The sequence below is a fragment of the Octadecabacter algicola genome (assembly GCF_021532625.1).
GTDB lineage: Bacteria > Pseudomonadota > Alphaproteobacteria > Rhodobacterales > Rhodobacteraceae > Octadecabacter > Octadecabacter algicola.
Genome location: NZ_JAKGAR010000001.1, coordinates 1081032 through 1097858 on the forward strand (window position 1 = coordinate 1081032; position 16827 = coordinate 1097858).

Genomic DNA, 16827 nt, shown 5'->3' on the forward strand with positions numbered 1-16827 from the left:
ATGTCGGTAAAAGACCTCGCTCAGACGATTGCAGCCCGTGTTGGCGCTGACCCAAGCGAAAGCTGGACGGCTAAGCTATTGGCGAACCCAGACAAAGCCGCCGAGAAATTCGGCGAAGAAGCCGTGGAAGCCATTATTGAAGCCACTAAAGGCGACAAAGCCCGACTGACATCTGAAGCCGCGGACGTGATGTATCACCTGTTGGTCATGTGCGCGGCGCACGGCGTAACGCTCAATGATATCGAAGCGGAATTGGCAAATCGCACCGCCCAATCCGGCATAGCAGAAAAGGCGAGCCGATGATCCGCCATATCGCCTTTTTCTCAGCCATTGATCCCAATGATCTTGATACCATCGAAGCAGGCCTTTGGGTTTTGAAAGACAACCCTCACGCCGAAAGCTTCGCGGTGCATCGCAACCTAAACCTTGATGAGATTCCTGGCCCCCACCCTGACTTCGTGGTCATGGCCGATATCAAAGACGAAGAGGCCCTCGCGGCGTACAAAGCACATCCGCTTTATGCAGAAAGCATCCGCCTTGTTCGCCCACTGCGCGATATTCGCGTGGCTGCAGATTTACGGCTCGATTAAAGCTTTGACGAAATGACGCCGGTGGCAAACCCACCCATGCGCAATTCACCAAACAATCTTTGATACTCGATCTTCGGACAGCGGTTCTGGATGACGGTCACACCGCGCGCCTCCGCTTTTGCTGCAGCCTCGGCGTGTTCAACGCCGATTTGCATCCAGATCGTTTGTAGGTTTGGCCATTTTGCCAATGCCTCATCCACGATGGCTGACACGGCATCCGAACGGCGAAAGATATCAACGAAATCCACATCAAAGGGAATATCGTTCAGTGATCCGTAAACGGTCTCTCCAAACAACTCCTGCCCCGCCAGCCCCGGATTCACCGGCACGACACGCAACCCCCGTCGTTTGAGGTAACGCGCAACGAAATAGCTCGGGCGCACTTGGTTTGCCGACACGCCGACCACGGCCACTGTTTTAGCGCGTTGCAGGACGTCTCTCAGATGATCATCGCTATACATGTGGCTACCCTAACTCTGTTTTTTCAAACAAAAAAGCGCCCGCATCAAAGTGCGGGCGCAAGTGCGGAACGAGGGACAGTGAGACGAAACGAAGGGTTCCAGTCTTCGTTTCCTGACTTTGATATAGGAGCGTTAATGCGAAAAAGAAGAACAGATCATGAAAACGTGATCTAGCCCAAGATCGTGGGCCAATAGCCGTTCGCGAGCTCAATATTTCCGGGAATGTCTTCGGACCACACTTGGCGCACATTAACCGAGTAGTTGAGGTACAGTTTGCCATCATGCACGGTCCACGCCTCGGGCACGGAAGATGCGATCGAACCTTTTGACATCGCAAAGGCGCAGTAACCACCGTATTGCGGCGCGTAGGTTTCGGGGTTGGCCATGAACAGTTCCATGTTCCCCACAGAGGCGAACTGCCATGTTGTTCCACGCCACATCACTGAATAGGCGGGGTCACCCTGCGCGGGCGCGCCTTGGGTGAAATATGCGACAGGGTCAGCGCCGCGAATTGCAAGCCCACCATCGGAAAAGACTTCAGGTTCTGCCGCCATGGCGGGGCGGTTAAACAAAACAGCCAAAGGTGCAGCGGCCGTTGCGGCCAAAAGTGTGCGTCGGGTCAGCATCGCAAACCTCCAATCAAATCAATTGCGTTGGATCATATTTGGCGCATTCGACGCACCAAAAGAACCCACCTCGCCTCCTCGTGACCAAGCGAGAGCAATTGTTTCAATCAAAAATATCTTCGATTTCGTCCCAAATCTCTTCTGCTATTTCATACCATAAGCCTTTGCGTTTCCTTCGCTTTTCCACCTTTCGGGGGCGAGGATGCGGCTGCTTAGGATGGGTCGTTTTAGCCGTTCGTTGTGATTTCACAGAACTGGCTGAACGGGTGTGCACAGCCCGTTTTGGTAACATTTTGAGGTCGTGAAGCGGTGCGCCACAGCTGGAGCAGCTTAATTCATGGCGCCCTTCCTCCGCGAGGACCAACGCGGCGCGGGTCCCACAGTAACAACAGGTTGCTATTTTACGGACAGGCATAACTAATTCCGACCCTTAGCCACGGCTCGCATAAAGGGCGACGGCAGCGGCGTTTGACACGTTTAGTGACCCGAATTCGCCGGCAAAGTCGATCTTGACCAAAGCATCGCATGTTTCTTTTGTTTTCTCACGCAGTCCCGGGCCTTCGGCCCCTAGCACAAGCGCGATTGCACGGTCGCGTTTACCCTCAACAGCCGCTTCAATCGTGCCTTCTGCTTCGCCATCCAAGCCTAGCACCAGATACCCCATTCCCTGAAGTTCTACGATGGCATCTGCCAGATTACGCACACGTAGGTAAGGTTGGCGTTCCATGGCACCGCTAGCTGTTTTCGCCAAGGCTCCGGTTTCTGGCGCCGCATGGCGTGACATGGCCACAACTGCCTGTGCGCCAAATACTTCGGCCGACCGCAAAATAGCGCCAACGTTATGCGGGTCCGTCACGCGATCCAGCAACACTACGCGTGGCGGGCGAACCCCGTCACCCATGCAGCGATCTGCGATTTTGCCCCAATCAAGTGGCTTAACTTCTAGGGCGACACCTTGGTGCACAGATTGGGGATCAATGGGGGCCGCAAATTTCCGCGGATCCGACATTTCCGGTTCTGGACAGCCGTTTTCACCTGGAGTCACAGCATCACCCAAACGGTCCAACGCATTGCGCGTTACCACAAGCCGCAGTTTTTCACGGTCAGGGTTTTGCAACGCATCTCGGACCGCATGCAGGCCAAACAGCCAAACGGTATGGTTGGCTGCGGCGCGCTTATCGCGTTCCTTATCGACGACCCACTGAGGTTTTTTCACGGTGTGCTCCTTTGTGATGGCCCTGCCCTAGCGCTTGGCATGGTTTGGCGCAAGGGAGCGCGGCGCAGACGATACTTTCAGGTCGGCAACGACATCACAAACCACATAACACCAGCCACCATAAGCGTCGTCACAATCAAGACCGACGCCAGAACAGCCGTCATGGTGCCTTGAGTTTGTGAGTCCACCTCACCGTTGGGGCCGACCCCTCGCATGGTTTTACCCATCCATGATGTGTCAGGCGTGCCCTCACAACGTGATTTCAATTGTTTCAATCCATCCTTTGCTGGATTGAGAAACAGGAACGCCAATGCCGTTGTCAGGGTAAGTTGGGACAGATTCTCGGCGTATGTGATACGGGTCTTACCTGCCTCGCGTTCCATCCAGATTTCAGTCGAAACCAAATCTTTGCCAAAAAGCGGCAGAGTCTCTGCATTCAGGTACCCCAACCGCAAATAAAAATTTTCAACCTTCTCTTCAATGACAGCCTCGATGCGCATTGGGATGTCACCATCCGCCGTCAGACGTTCATCAACATGAAGATCAAAGCGGTTCGGTTCGCCGGCGACTGCAGTAATGCGTTTCATTGTTGGTTGATAGTAATCGTCACGCGGACGCAGGCGGACCTCGTCCCAGACTTCGGCGACGCTTGCATCAATATCCAACGTCGCGTGGCACACATAGGGGCCATCAAAGCCGATCATCTTTGCAATCTTGCCCCAGATGTATTGCTTGGGAAGAACGAAAATCAGCGCCGCAAAGACCCATATTCCACTTATTCCATTCAGCCACGGCAACCCAAGAGCATTTCCTATGGCCAAAGCGACAGCACCCCAGATCAAATCTGTGACAACCATCAAGATGATGGCGAGAAGCATTAGCGCGGCGACTGCGGCGAATATCTTTGCAAATTTCATGACGACACCTCGGGACGTTAAAACCTGCCTTTTCATAGTCAGAAACTAAGGCGTCGCCGTGGCAGAAACACGGAACTTTCAAACACACTCATTTTCCGTCCGTTTTGCAGTTGACGCGCATTGGGGCCGCAGCTATTGACGCCGCCAGTGGGCGACAGGCCGCAAGGTGTGGCAGGGGACTGTAACTCCCTCGCGGAGACGCACGCCTGGTTCGATTCCAGGGTCGCCCACCACTACCTCACACCAACGACGATCACCGGTAAATATCGCCAATCGGCGACGTGGCCGCTATGTGGGCCACGTATCAAACGGTTGTTTTTCAAGCTGCATTGACCCGTCTGTGCCTTGGTAGATGTTAATCCACGCGCGCCAGTTCACGTCATCCATATCCGGATAATCCAACCTGTAGTGGCTGCCGCGGCTCTCGGTGCGCATTAGGGACGCGCGCATTTTCATTTCAGCGCTTAGGATCATATTGCGGGTCTCATGGGCCAGTCGCAGCTCATGCATGTTGGCCGCCCTTAGCATCGGCACATGGTGATCGCGAAGCTCCTCGACGTAGGCCAATGCGGCCGTCATCATGGACGCTTTCTTGATATATAGGACGAAGTTGGGAATCATGATCCCCTGCAGAGTTTGCGTGACCCAAGCGGGGCCATAACCCGCGTCAAGCCGTAGAGGCGCAAGGATTTCGTCTACTATTTCAGAAATCCGTACGTCTTGAATAACAGGCGTGTCCGCAGTTTCGGCGTATTCCGCCGCCGCTTCGCCCGCGATTGCACCTTGCACTGCGGACCCTGTGAGCGATGATCCGACCTGTGTATAGATACCGCCAGACATATGGCTGCCCAGCGCGTCCCCTGCCGCATAAAGCCCAGCAATGTTTGATGCACAGCGATCATCAAACGGCACCAAGCCCTCGGACTTATGGATGGCCATACCCGCCGAAGCACCGCCAACATTGGCGCTTGGCTCAAATCCCGGAGGCGGAGCACCTGGCGCGCCACCCTCGCCAGAGGACGGGCCACCGCCTTCGCCGTCCCCGCCAGGGGCGCCAAAATCGCGCTGGAATTCCTCCGGGGTCTGCGGGCCGCCTTCGACCTCTATGGTGTCGCCATCACTTGGTTGTGCGCCCGGACCACCTGCAACGGGGTTGCCAGTCATATAGGCCGTGTAGTTCAAATCCACGCCAAGGTCGTGGTGCACTTCTACGCCATTGGTAGAAGGCACCCGTTCAAACATATCGCCCCAGCCGTCATAACAGGCGGCGGGATTGTCCGAACGTGTCATATGCCCGTCGTTCCATTCCTTGCCCGTGACTTTTGCACCGATTTCATAAGCCATGATCGTGCCGTCATGGGTCAGATCACCCAATGGGAAGCCGTTGGGTTTGAATCCACCTGCCCCCGTGCACAAGATCACCGACTTCGCGCGGATTGTGACAGTTTCTTCAGCGTCGTTTCGAAAGCCTGCCGCACCTGCAATCTTGCCATCTTCTTTGATCAGGTGGGTTACGTGCACCCGTTCCAACAGCGGAATGTCGCGATCTTCGATCGGTTTCATAAAAGGGCGATTGGACAGCGTCTGATCAAAATACCCCCACTCTCGAAGGTCAGCCGCGCGTGCCATTGAATGTTCGGCCATCTGGCGGGTGTAGGCTGGGTTGCTCGTGCCCAGCGCTGACCGCGACACCGTATCGACGAAGTCATCAATCGTGTCGGTTTCAACGTCTGTGTCAAAGACAAAGAACCCCTTCCCGAACGGCGTAAGCCCAGATGATCCAAGTCGCCCTTTTGATACGATCATCGTGGATGCCCCTGCATCATGGGCCTTAACCGCAGCAAACAAGCCTGCCATCCCGCCGCCTATGACCAGAACGTCAGTGGCGAAGTCGGTGTTGGTAATCGCATCGACGTCGACTTCAACGAAGTTCTGCCCCCAAGCGGCCATCCCGAGTGAAGCAGCCCCAGCCGTTGCACCAGACAACGCAAGGAATTCACGACGGTTTGGTGCGGGTTTTTCAGTCGGCGCGGTCATGATGTGGCTCCCTTGGAAACGGGTTTCGGTTTGGGCGAACGCACGCCCCAATACATGTGGGCCAGCATGGCAAAGCCCAAGATGGCAAGAATGATGAAGAAGACGGACATAGCCAGGTCGGTGTGTCGACCCAGCGCAATCGAGTGCCACAACGCAAGCACGGTAAACGCGACGGCAAGCCCGCCATGGAAATAGCGCCAGCCGCGGTATTTGAGCTTGAAATGTGGGATCAGCTTTCTACGAAAGAAGACTGTTACACCAAGAACCACCATCACGACCCAAGCGATCAGACCAAGAACGATACCGGGGTTTCCGAAATCCGTAATCAAAGTGACGAATGCATCCCATGGCTTGATCCCGCCCTCAAAGTAACGCGGCAGAACGATCAGAACCGGATGCACAAAGATGATGGTAATGGCCGAATAGGCGATGACCTTGTGGACCTTCTGGATTTGCAGCGGCTTGAAGAGGCTCAGCAAGGTTTCATTGCTGCGCGCGAGAAAGAATTGGCCAAGCATCATGGTGAACGCCAGCAAAGTAATCAGCGAAATGCCCTCTTTGAGCAGAGTACGCCGCGGCGCATCACCGAGAGCATAAAATAATAACGGCAGGCCGACGAATACGGCGAGAGCAGAAAGGATGGCATAGGTTTGGGCGCTGAATTTCATGACTTACCCCCACGGCACAATGACAGGGATGGATTTTTCCGGCGACATCTCGATGGCGTCGACGGGGCAATACATTCGGCACAAATGGCAAATTTGGCAGTCGGCGGGATATGCGATCACCGCTTTGCCGTGCTCCATTCGAATGACATCGCAGGGGCAGGATTTCACGCATTCCTGACACCCAATGCATCCGTTAATACTTTTGATAGTCATCGATTATCTCCGATACAAAGAGACGCCCCAATGGGGCGATCAATTCTACTACGATTAAGCCGTGGCTCTCCGTCGTAGGTATCGTGCTGCGCTTAGGCCTTCGTTGATCTAACGCAAACAACCCGCCCAGAATGTCTGAGCGGGTTGTCTTTTATAAATGTTGCCGACGTTTAGGGAATGCGGATTTCGTTGCGATCAAACTGGGCGAAATCTTCGGTACCGTCATCGTAAACAATTTCGACGTAGACGCTTTCAACCGACCCCAGCGGAAAGGCAACGTAGGGTCGGTAGTTGTCCAGATCGATCATCACATTGGGTTGGGCGTAGTCCAGATTACACGGCTCCATAGGCATCACGTTCGTCGCAGGCTCTCCGTTGATCCCGTATCGGATATCCCAAAGGCCACAGCGCCACGCCATAAGGTGGCTGAAGTAGACCAAATCCTGCCCCTCGTATTCGCGCACCCCGACCCAGTTGTTTTTGGTCATGCTGAGGATCGCGCGGATTTCGATGGCGGTTGTGTATTTGCCTGTTGGGATTTGTGGTTCTGGTTCGCGATCCGCGTTCAGATCATCACCAGACCCAAGGGCCAGCGGCAAAACCTCTTCTACAGCAGGCGTTGAGGCAGCGGCGGTTTCAGTTTGTGTAGGCTGAGGCGGCTCAATTCCGACCCCTAGCCCGATAATGAGCGGTAAAAATAGATCAATCATTCAGGTCTCCAATGCAAAAAATATGCGGCATTCGGCCCTTCCCTTGGGGGCTGTAGCACCCCTATACTGCCCCTAAAGAGCACACAGGCAAGCAAAATGGCGAAAAAGAAATCTTCCAAGGCGGCGGAACAGCTGTCATCGGACTTTGACATCGTTATCGTCGGACAGTCTGGACGCCTACAGTATGAATGCCTTTTGCTCGCGGCCTCTCTAAAAGAAAAAGCGCCGAGTTTTTCTGGCACACTTTACGTGGCCGAACCCCAAGCGGGACCGCTTTGGGACAAAGACCCAACCATGGCAGGCGATATCAAAGGTGCGTTGACCGACCTTGGCGCAGTTATCTTGCCGTTCGAGAATACTGCGTTCGGGGAAAGCTACCCGCACGGCAACAAAATCGAAGCGCTTTGTGCGATGCCAGAAGGGCGGAATTTTCTGTTCCTTGATAGCGACACTTTGATTGTTGGCGATATTGGTAAGCTGGCGACAGATTTCACCCGTCCATCAGCCTCTATGCGGCGCACCGGAACTTGGCCCGAAGAAGAACTTTACTGGCCGGGCTATTCTGCGATCTGGAAATCACTTTATGACCGTTACGATCTGGATTTCGAGAGCACGCTCGACCTAGATCAGCCGGATGAGTATTGGGAACATTACCTTTACTTCAACGCGGGCTGGGTGACGGGTCATGATGCGCCCACATTTGGCGCGCGTTGGCGCGATTGGGCCGTTGAAACACGCGACAACCGCCCAGAAGAACTTGTGCTGCAATCCCTTGATCCGTGGCTCGACCAAGTCACGCTGCCGCTTGTGATCCATAGTTTTGGCGGCGGCCGTCCAGGTGACGATCTGGCCGGACTTGATGGGGACCTCACCTGTCATTACCGTCTGCTGCCCTTGCTTTATGCCCGTGAGGCCGATGCTGTTGTGACAGCACTAGAAGACGTCACAGCGCCCAACAAAGTGAAAAAGTGGCTCAAGCAGTATGATCCGTTCAAGCGGATGATCTACCAAAAGCGCGGCCAAAAAGTTCGCGACTTGTTTGACCGAAACGACCTACCCCCACGCGAACGCCAGTTACGCAACCGTATCAAGCGCGAAGGCTTCTGGATGCGCTAAGGCTGTTTTATTTGATCGAGCGCAAAGACCGCCTCGATTCTGCGCCTTATCGCAGGTGTATGGAAAATATCGATCTTCTCACCCGCCACGGTTTGTTTGACGCCCAAGTCCCGCGTTACACAAGCTATCCGACCGCCCCCATCTTTTCACAAGACGTCGGCGCTGCATTCCAATCTGTGGCGATCGCGGCACTTGATCCCGCTGAACCTGTGTCGGTCTATATCCATATCCCGTTCTGCGAACGCCTTTGCTGGTTCTGCGCGTGTCGCACCCAAGGGACCCGTACGCTCAGCCCTGTCGAGCAGTATATCGAGACCGTAAAACAAGAGCTCAAGCAGATGGCTGCCCTGTTGCCAGACGGGGTCCGGATGGGGCGTTTACACTGGGGCGGCGGCACTCCGACAATCTTACCCCCTGCCCTGATCCATGATCTGGCCCAAGCGGCAAAAGCCACCTTCCCGCCCGCTGAAGACTTCGAATTCTCTGTCGAGATTGACCCGATTCTGGTGGATGACGCCAAGATCGCAGCCCTTGCAAGCGAAGGCATGAACCGTGCCAGCATAGGCATTCAAGATTTCTCGCCTGATGTTCAGGCCGCAATCGGGCGCGAACAGCCGTTTGAGGCGACACAGACCTGCGTGCAGTCCTTACGCGCGGCGGGTATTACGTCGCTCAATGCCGATCTGGTGTACGGCTTGCCCCATCAGAACGCAGCGAAAATCACAGACACCGTGCAAAAGGTCTTGGCCCTGAACCCAGACCGCATTGCCTTGTTCGGCTACGCCCATGTGCCCCATATGGCCAAACGCCAAAAGTTGATCAAAGAAGAGACCCTGCCTTCGGACATTGACCGTTTCGTGTTGTCTACCCTTGCAGCCGACTTGTTCTGTAAGGCGGGCTACCAGGCCATCGGGACCGACCATTTTGCCAAGCCAGATGATGAACTGGCGCAGGCCGCAGCACGGGGCGACCTGCGCCGCAACTTCCAAGGTTACACCACAGACACCTGTTCGACGCTTATCGGGGTTGGCGCATCGTCGATCTCGCGCTTTGCCCAAGGCTATGTGCAAAACGCTGCCGCGACCGGTGCGTATACACAGCGCATTCATGATGGGGATTTGTCTGGTTTCCGCGGCCACGAGCTCACCGTTGAAGACAAACTGCGCGCGCGTGTTATCGAGATGCTGATGTGCAATTTCGAAATCGATGATGCCGAACTGGCCGAAACCTACGGAACGCTTGCAGCATCACTCGACGTCACTCACGCACAAGTCCTCGTCAAATTCGACGGTGTAACCAAGCGTGGGCCAAATGGATTAATGGTTCTCCCAGAGGGGCGCGCCCTCGTGCGGATCATCGCACAGCTTTATGACGGGTATTCCGACACCAAGGCGTTTTTCTCTAAGGCGTCGTAGTGAGTTCCGCCTCTTTGGCGAGGTCATTGAGGTTGCGGACCTTTGCCCTTACGTTGCCTCCCAACTGAAATTGGGAGGACACCATGAGCGAACAGACAACCTACGGCTTTGACACGCTGCAAATTCACGCAGGCGCGCGGCCAGATCCGGCAACCGGCGCACGCAACACGCCGATCTATCAAACAACGGCTTATGTGTTTCGCGATGCGGATCACGCAGCGGCTTTGTTTAACCTACAAGAAGTAGGCTACATCTATTCGCGCCTGACCAACCCAACAGTTGCGGTTTTGCAGGAACGCATCGCAACCCTTGAAGGCGGTGCTGGTGCGGTTTGCTGTTCTTCCGGTCACGCCGCTCAGCTCATGGCGCTGTTCCCGATCATGTCGCCTGGTAAGAACGTCGTTGTATCCACCCGCCTCTACGGCGGTTCGGTCACGCAGTTTAGCCAAACAATCAAACGTTTCGGCTGGGAAGCAAAGTTCGTAGACATGGACGACACCGCTGCGGTGAAAGCGGCGATCGACGAAAACACCCGCGCGGTATTCGGTGAGGCTATCGCCAACCCCGGAGGTTACATTATGGATGTGCGTGCGATTGCGGATATCGCGGATGAGGCCGGTGTCCCGCTGATCATCGACAACACAACAGCGACTCCCTACCTGTGCCGCCCGATTGAACATGGCGCGACACTGGTTGTGCATTCAACGACCAAGTACCTCACGGGCAATGGTTCCGTGACGGGTGGCTGTGTTGTGGACAGTGGCAAATTTGATTGGGCCGCGTCCGACAAATTCCCAAGCCTGTCCCAGCCTGAGCCAGCCTACCACGGTCTCAAGTTTGCTGAGACGTTTGGCCCGCTTGCTTATACGTTCCACGGCATCGCTATCGGTCTGCGCGACCTTGGCATGACAATGAACCCACAAGCGGCGCACTACACGTTGATGGGCATCGAAACCCTGTCCTTGCGCATGGATCGCCATGTGGAGAACGCGACCAAACTAGCCAACTGGTTGGAAGCAGATGATCGCGTAGATTACGTGACCTATGCGGGTCTTGAATCTTCCCCCTATTTCCACCGCGTCAAAGACGTCTGCCCAAAGGGCGCGTCGTCCCTATTCACCTTTGCGGTTAAGGGCGGCTATGAAGCTTGCGTCAAACTGGTAGATTCACTGGAAATCTTCAGCCATGTTGCCAACCTTGGTGACGCTCGGTCGTTGATCATCCACCCCGCATCCACCACCCACCGTCAGTTGACAGCCGAACAGCAAGAGGCAGCGTCTGCCGGTCCGGGCGTTGTGCGTGTGTCTATCGGGCTTGAAGATGCCGATGATCTGATCGCTGATCTGGATCAAGCATTGGCCAAAGCAACATCTTAAGCCAAAGGCTTTTGCACCATGACAAAGGGCCCTTTCATCGGGGCCCTTTTCTTATGTCTTGTGCGGCCAATTAAACCTCCCTACCAATGTTCAGGATTTGGCATTGAAAGGGACCATAATGCAAAAAACTGTCGTAAACAGCTGGAACGAATGGGACCCGCTTCGCCACGTGATTGTCGGCCGTGCGGATGATTGCCACATCCCGCCCGAAGAACCCGCGCTGGATGCGAAAGTTCCGGAAGACAGCGACATGCGCGGCCAATGGGGCCGTCGCCCACAAGAAACCATCGACCGCGCCAATGAGCTGCTGGATAATTTTGCGTCGATGTTGGAAAAGCGCGGCGTTCGCGTGGATCGCCCAACGTCGATTGACCATTCACTTCCGGCGACCACACCGGATTTCCACACCGACAGCCAGTTCGGTTGCATGCCACCACGGGATGTCTTGCTGACGGTCGGATCAGAGATGCTTGAGGCAACAATGTCTTATCGCTGTCGCTGGTTCGAATATCTCAACTACCGCCCGTTGATGCAGCAGTACTTCAACGAAGACCCTAATTTCCGCCACGAATCTGCGCCCAAACCGCGCCTGACGGATGCGGATTATCACCCTGATTACCTGTCCGAGAAGATTGGCGATGCAAAGCGTCTGCAGTGGGCGGCTGAAAAGTTCTTTGTCACCACTGAGGAAGAACCGCTTTTTGATGCTGCCGACGTGCTAAGGTTTGGCCGCGATCTGGTGGTACAACACGGGTTCACGACAAATCTTAAGGGCATAGAATGGCTGCGCCGCCACTTCCCCGATCACCGCGTTCACACCGTGAACTTCCCCGGTGACCCCTATCCAATCCACATTGATGCGACGTTTACACCCCTACGCCCCGGTCTGATCTTGAACAATCCGCAGCGTCGCCTGCCAGACGATCAACGCAAGATGTTTGAAGATAACGATTGGGAAATCGTCGATGCGGCCCAGCCGTCACACAACACACCGCCGCCGCTATGTTATTCATCAACTTGGTTGTCGATGAATGTTTTGGTGCTCGACCCGAAAACTGTTTGTGTGGAAAAATCAGAGGTTTATCAGGCAGAACAAATGGACAAACTCGGTATGGAAGTGGTCGAAGTTGACCTGCGCGATGCCTATGCCTTTGGTGGCGGATTGCATTGCTGCACGGCTGATGTCTACCGCGAAGGCACCTGCGAGGACTATTTTCCGAAGATGTAGCCCCCCTATGATTTAGCGGCTTCGCCCCCATGGGGCGAAGCCAGTTATTCTATTCGCCAATCGCATAGACCAGTGAAACCGATGCGCGAAGTTCAATCTTCCCCGCAGAGATTGGCACATCGTATTGCGGCGAAGAGGCCGCCATTTCGAGCATCACAGGTTCAGCCCGCATTGGATTGTACCCGCTCGCCCCGCCTTCGGTCAGACGCAAAAGATCGCCAACGGAAACGCCTGCGGCACCCGCGTAGAGATTCGCCAAACGCGCTCCTTCAGCGACAGCACGGCGGCGCGCCTCATCCATGGCTTCGCTTGGGTCCTGAAGGCCAAACTGAACGCCGTCCAATCGGTTCGCTCCGTCCCCGACGACAGCTGCCAGCAATCCACCAAGCTGGTCCAAATCATTGACGAGCACCTCAACAGAATTAACCGCCTGATACCCTGCTATCTGGTTGCCAGAACTTAGAACACTTTGGCTGTAGCGTGGGTTAAGTCGGATCGCGCCGCTTCTGATATCTTCGGGCAAAACTCCTTCGATATCCAAAGTCGCCAGAATGGCGCCCGTCGCGGCACTCGCGCCATCTAGTGCTGTTGCAGCGTCTTCGGCTTCGATTTGAACGCCGATATTGATCGTTGCCATATCCGGCTCCACGCTCACTTCGCCTGTGCCGTTGACGGTTATTGTACGAGGTGTTTCTTCCGCCGAAGCAGGCGCGACAAGTGTGGCGCTGGCCAAAGTGGCCGCCAAGAGCAACAGAGCAATAATTGAACGCATAAGGTTTCTCCGAAAATAGGGACTGATACTATGTATGACGCATATCAGACCCCGATCCTTGGGGAGAAAGACAAGATTCTTAACCTTGGCGTGCGCGATTCCTTGCTATACCTTGAATCTATAAGAAAAAGGGGTGTTTGCAGCCTTGATTGAGGATGCTAAGTCACGAAGATGAAAACGAATTTTGCACTGTCTTTGTCGTTTGATGGTTTGCGCCTCATGCACCGCGTTGCGGATGGTTGGCATTTGGTCGGTCAGGTGGCGTTGGACAACCCCGACCTGACTGGCGCTTTGTCCAACCTGCGCGATGCCGCTGAGACGCTCGAGCCCTCAGGAATTTCAACCAAGCTTCTGATTCCAAACGATCAAATCAAATACCTCGCGCTGGACACCACCCGCGCAGAGGAAGCCGATGTTTGGGCCGCCCTTAACGGTGCCACCCCTTATGCAGTTGAGGACCTGTCCTTTGACTACGTTAAGGGTGGAGGTCGCACCTATGTCGCCGCCGTCGCCAAAGAAACCCTAAGCGAAGCCCAGCAGTTCGCGAGCGAACACGGGTTCAATCCTGTTGGTTTTGCCGCAGTGCCCGAACCGTTCACATACGTGGGCGAAGCGTTTTTTGGCGCGACCGAGGGCAACACCGCAGAACGGGATGCCGAACCGGTCATCGTCACGGGCCAGTCGGATGTGGTCATCGAAGCCACTGCCGCACCCGAAACGCCTGAAGTTGAATCGGTTGATGAAGACGCTACAGTGGCGGATGAACAGCCCGTAGTTGATACTCTCGTCGAGGACGCGGGAGACACCGAAACAGTCGATGTCGCAGAACCTGAATTAGAAGAACCCGAACTGGAAGAACCAGTTCTCGACATCTCCGAAGATCAAACGCCTGCAGATCCCGAGACTGAAACGGCCCCTGAAGTCGAGGCACCCGAAGTAGAGGCTGAAACACCTGAAGTTTTGGCTGACGAATTCACGGAAAACGTCGAGGCCATTTCGGACGGGGCTCAAGAGGAAATCACTCAAGAGATCGCAGAGGACGCGCCCGAGGAACGTCCCGAAGAGGCGCCAGTGTTCGCATCGCGCCTTCGCGCAGATCGCACCGATGGTCATCCCGTGCCACAACCTGCCACCGAAGCACCTGCCGCGCCCCAGCGCACGGGACCGGTATTCAGCCGCACGGCCCCGCCGCCGCTTGCGGTTCCGACAGGCAAAGGCACAGACGCAATGCCGCCTGTATCTGCACCGGCCCGCGATGAAACAATGCCGCCCGTGCAGGCGGCAACACCTTCTTTGTCGGCCAATGTACCCGAACCGGAAACGGCCCCAGCGATCACAGGCGAATCTTCAACCGCCCTGCCCGTAGACGCCGCTGTCGCGTCTGCGTCCTTAATGGTTGAACCAGATCCCGCGGAAGACAATGCTGCGGAACCTTCTGGTGGCAAAGGCGCAGCTGCTACGGCCCTTGGCGCGGCGGCAGCCGTTGGCAGCACCGTGGGTGGAATGTTTTCCAGCCGCCGCATGGCCCGCGCCGATGCGAAGACCCAAGAGGCCGAAACAAAAGAAGTCGCCCCTGAAGAGAAATCTCGCGTTACCGTGTTTGGTGCGCGTAAACAGCCCAAACCCAAACCTGTGGTTGGCGGCAAGCCGCGTTTCTTGGGGTTGATCCTGACGGCGGTTCTATTGCTGTTCTTGTTGGCGTTCGCGGCGTTCGCGGCAATGTCAGAAGAAGGCATCGCAGGTTGGTTTGGCTTTGGCAGCTCGGATACGCAAATCGCAGCCGATCCTGATACGACTACGACTGACCCGTCGGCTTCGGAGGTGGCCGCGCTGCAGCCAGACGACGTCGACGCCGCGGTCAATGCGCCAGACGCATTGGCCTCTCCGACACCCCCTTCCGGAGGCCAGGTCCTTTCCCCGGAAGAAGCAACACGCATCTACGCCGCCACCGGCGTATGGCAACGGGCCCCTCGAATTCCACTTACACCTCGTACAACCAGCATCGACGAGATGACGGTTGGTACTACGTCGCAGACGGTTCCTCGTGTTCCGCCCAGCCCCCTGGCCAGTGCCAGCAGCGTGGCTGGCGACGCTCTCATCGCCACACCGATTGACCCACCCGCCCCAGATGAAACCTTTAACTTTGGTGTCGACGGCGTTGTTGTCGCAACACCAGAAGGCAGTGTCACACCAGACGGCATCGTCGTAATTGCGGGCCGCCCAGCCTTAAACCCGCCAACACGCCCCGGCACCATCGCGCCTGAAATTACCCCACAAGATCAACTAGCTGCAGTCATTCCCGACACAGCAGCACCTGTAGCGGATGCACCGGACGGCGTCGTAATCATTAATGGCCGCCCAGTCATTGAACCGCCCGTTCGCACAGGGACCACGGCGCCAGCGCCCGCACCGACAGTTGCTGCTGTTGAAGATGGAACAGGGCCTCTTGTCGCAACGGACGGTCTATTGGTGCTGGCCGGCACGCCCACAGTTCTGCCTCCAATCCGACCTGGTACTGTTGCTCCAGCGGCGGCGCCCACCACACCCGTTGCACCGGAAACGCCAATCGCGACCGTGCCAGAAACAGAGGACGTGCCAGAAACCGAACTCTCCGCGCCACAACCCGAAGGGCTTAACGTCATCGCAGGTGCGCCGCCTGTCCTCCCGCCCGCGCGTCCCGGAACCACTGCCCCCCAAATTGATGCGTCTATAGACGCGCTGTCTAGCGATGTTGCTGCGGCACTTGCGACGGGCACCGCCCAAACACCAACAGCGGACACGCCACGCCCGCTTGTGCGTCCTACTGCCGTAACTCAAGCAGCTGCTGCGGTCGCAAATCCACCTGTCGTAGGCGAACTCACCAACGAGCAAGCCTCTGCGTTTCGGCCGCGCACGCGCCCCGCTGGGTTAGCACCAACACCACAGGCTGAACCTGAACCGGAGCCTTTACCAGAACCCGAAACAGCTACGGCGACAGTTACCCCAACAGGCTTGCAGATTTCTCCGGAAATTGCGGCTGCTGTGCAAGCCGCTGCGAACCGTCCCGACCCCATCATAAACGCGACATCCCAAGCGGTGGCCGTGAGTGAACGCCCTGACACCCGTCCCCGCAATATGGCCCGCATTGTTGAACGTGCGGCGGCCGCTCAAGAACGTGCAGCAACCCAAGTCGCTGCAGTGCCGCGCGCGGCTGCGGTTGCCCCAAGTGGACCGACGTCCGGCTCCGTGGCGCAGAACGCAACACTGGAAAACGCCATCAACCTACGTGAAGTCAATTTGATTGGCATTTACGGCGGCTCGAATGATCGCCGTGCTTTGGTGCGCCTGAGCAATGGCCGCTACGTACGGGTTACTGTAGGTGACCGTCTTGATAGCGGCCGTGTCACGGCCATCAGCGCCAGTGCTCTGAGCTACACAAAACGGGGCCGTGCCATTACGCTTGAGGTTGGCGGCTAAGGCCCGAAATATACCGCAAATCCGCG

Annotated in this window: 17 protein-coding genes and 1 tRNA gene; 8 read left to right on the forward strand and 10 right to left on the reverse strand. The window is 56.1% G+C overall.

Translation table 11 applies throughout. The annotated features are described in order from the left end of the window. Positions 1–303, forward strand: a complete 303-nt coding sequence (locus L0666_RS05275) for a phosphoribosyl-ATP diphosphatase (RefSeq protein ID WP_235259268.1) — start codon at positions 1–3, stop codon at positions 301–303. Then, entirely contained in the window at positions 300–590 is a 291-nt protein-coding gene (locus tag L0666_RS05280; RefSeq protein ID WP_216036471.1) for a Dabb family protein, read from the forward strand. The genes L0666_RS05275 and L0666_RS05280 overlap by 4 nt, the downstream gene beginning before the upstream one ends. Here the strand turns inward: L0666_RS05280 and L0666_RS05285 are convergent. From L0666_RS05285 to L0666_RS05305, 5 genes are all read right to left on the reverse strand, one after another. Beyond that, positions 587–1051 (reverse strand): CoA-binding protein, encoded by a 465-nt coding sequence (locus L0666_RS05285; RefSeq protein ID WP_235259269.1) that lies wholly within the window; start codon positions 1049–1051, stop codon positions 587–589. The genes L0666_RS05280 and L0666_RS05285 overlap by 4 nt on opposite strands. A gap of 170 nt (positions 1052–1221) precedes the next feature. Further along, positions 1222–1677: a YHS domain-containing (seleno)protein gene (locus L0666_RS05290; protein WP_235259270.1), complete on the reverse strand. Its 456-nt coding sequence runs from the start codon at positions 1675–1677 to the stop codon at positions 1222–1224. 103 nt (positions 1678–1780) lie between these two features. Continuing rightward, complete coding sequence (locus tag L0666_RS17380; RefSeq protein WP_235259271.1) at positions 1781–2092, reverse strand: hypothetical protein; 312 nt, start codon at positions 2090–2092, stop codon at positions 1781–1783. A gap of 15 nt (positions 2093–2107) precedes the next feature. Further along, positions 2108–2893, reverse strand: a complete 786-nt coding sequence (rlmB, locus tag L0666_RS05300) for a 23S rRNA (guanosine(2251)-2'-O)-methyltransferase RlmB (protein ID WP_235259272.1) — start codon at positions 2891–2893, stop codon at positions 2108–2110. A 77-nt stretch (positions 2894–2970) separates the two neighbouring features. Next, positions 2971–3810, reverse strand: coding sequence for an SRPBCC family protein (locus L0666_RS05305; protein WP_235259273.1), 840 nt, complete (start codon positions 3808–3810; stop codon positions 2971–2973). Positions 3811–3959: 149 nt separating this feature from the next. Here L0666_RS05305 and L0666_RS05310 point away from each other — a divergent pair. Then, positions 3960–4043: transfer RNA gene (locus L0666_RS05310), tRNA-Tyr, on the forward strand. Between the two features lie 55 nt (positions 4044–4098). On the opposite strand, the gene L0666_RS05315 is transcribed toward L0666_RS05310, so the two are convergent. From L0666_RS05315 to L0666_RS05330, 4 genes are all read right to left on the reverse strand, one after another. After that, positions 4099–5847, reverse strand: a complete 1749-nt coding sequence (locus L0666_RS05315; protein WP_235259274.1) for an FAD-binding protein — start codon at positions 5845–5847, stop codon at positions 4099–4101. Next, positions 5844–6515 (reverse strand): ferric reductase-like transmembrane domain-containing protein, encoded by a 672-nt coding sequence (locus L0666_RS05320; protein ID WP_235259275.1) that lies wholly within the window; start codon positions 6513–6515, stop codon positions 5844–5846. The genes L0666_RS05315 and L0666_RS05320 overlap by 4 nt, the downstream gene beginning before the upstream one ends. A gap of 3 nt (positions 6516–6518) precedes the next feature. After that, positions 6519–6728, reverse strand: coding sequence for a 4Fe-4S dicluster domain-containing protein (locus tag L0666_RS17385; protein ID WP_216036464.1), 210 nt, complete (start codon positions 6726–6728; stop codon positions 6519–6521). 170 nt (positions 6729–6898) lie between these two features. Further along, a complete protein-coding gene (locus tag L0666_RS05330; RefSeq protein ID WP_235259277.1) occupies positions 6899–7438 on the reverse strand; it encodes a hypothetical protein in 540 nt (179 codons plus the stop codon). Between the two features lie 96 nt (positions 7439–7534). On the opposite strand from L0666_RS05330, the gene L0666_RS05335 reads away from it, so the two are divergent. From L0666_RS05335 to L0666_RS05350, 4 genes are all read left to right on the forward strand, one after another. Continuing rightward, entirely contained in the window at positions 7535–8554 is a 1020-nt protein-coding gene (locus tag L0666_RS05335; RefSeq protein ID WP_235259278.1) for a hypothetical protein, read from the forward strand. 59 nt (positions 8555–8613) lie between these two features. After that, positions 8614–9969: an oxygen-independent coproporphyrinogen III oxidase gene (hemN, locus tag L0666_RS05340; RefSeq protein ID WP_235259279.1), complete on the forward strand. Its 1356-nt coding sequence runs from the start codon at positions 8614–8616 to the stop codon at positions 9967–9969. Between the two features lie 83 nt (positions 9970–10052). After that, positions 10053–11345, forward strand: coding sequence for an O-acetylhomoserine aminocarboxypropyltransferase/cysteine synthase family protein (locus L0666_RS05345; protein ID WP_235259280.1), 1293 nt, complete (start codon positions 10053–10055; stop codon positions 11343–11345). Positions 11346–11463: 118 nt separating this feature from the next. Continuing rightward, entirely contained in the window at positions 11464–12573 is a 1110-nt protein-coding gene (locus tag L0666_RS05350) for a serine/threonine protein kinase (protein WP_235259281.1), read from the forward strand. Between the two features lie 49 nt (positions 12574–12622). Here the strand turns inward: L0666_RS05350 and L0666_RS05355 are convergent, their stop codons facing one another. Then, entirely contained in the window at positions 12623–13345 is a 723-nt protein-coding gene (locus tag L0666_RS05355) for an SIMPL domain-containing protein (RefSeq protein WP_235259282.1), read from the reverse strand. A 171-nt stretch (positions 13346–13516) separates the two neighbouring features. Here L0666_RS05355 and L0666_RS05360 point away from each other — a divergent pair, with 171 nt between their 5' ends. Then, positions 13517–16801 carry a hypothetical protein gene (locus L0666_RS05360; RefSeq protein ID WP_235259283.1) on the forward strand — a complete coding sequence of 1095 codons (3285 nt, stop codon included), beginning with the start codon at positions 13517–13519 and terminating at the stop codon, positions 16799–16801. The last annotated feature ends 26 nt before the right edge of the window (positions 16802–16827 follow it).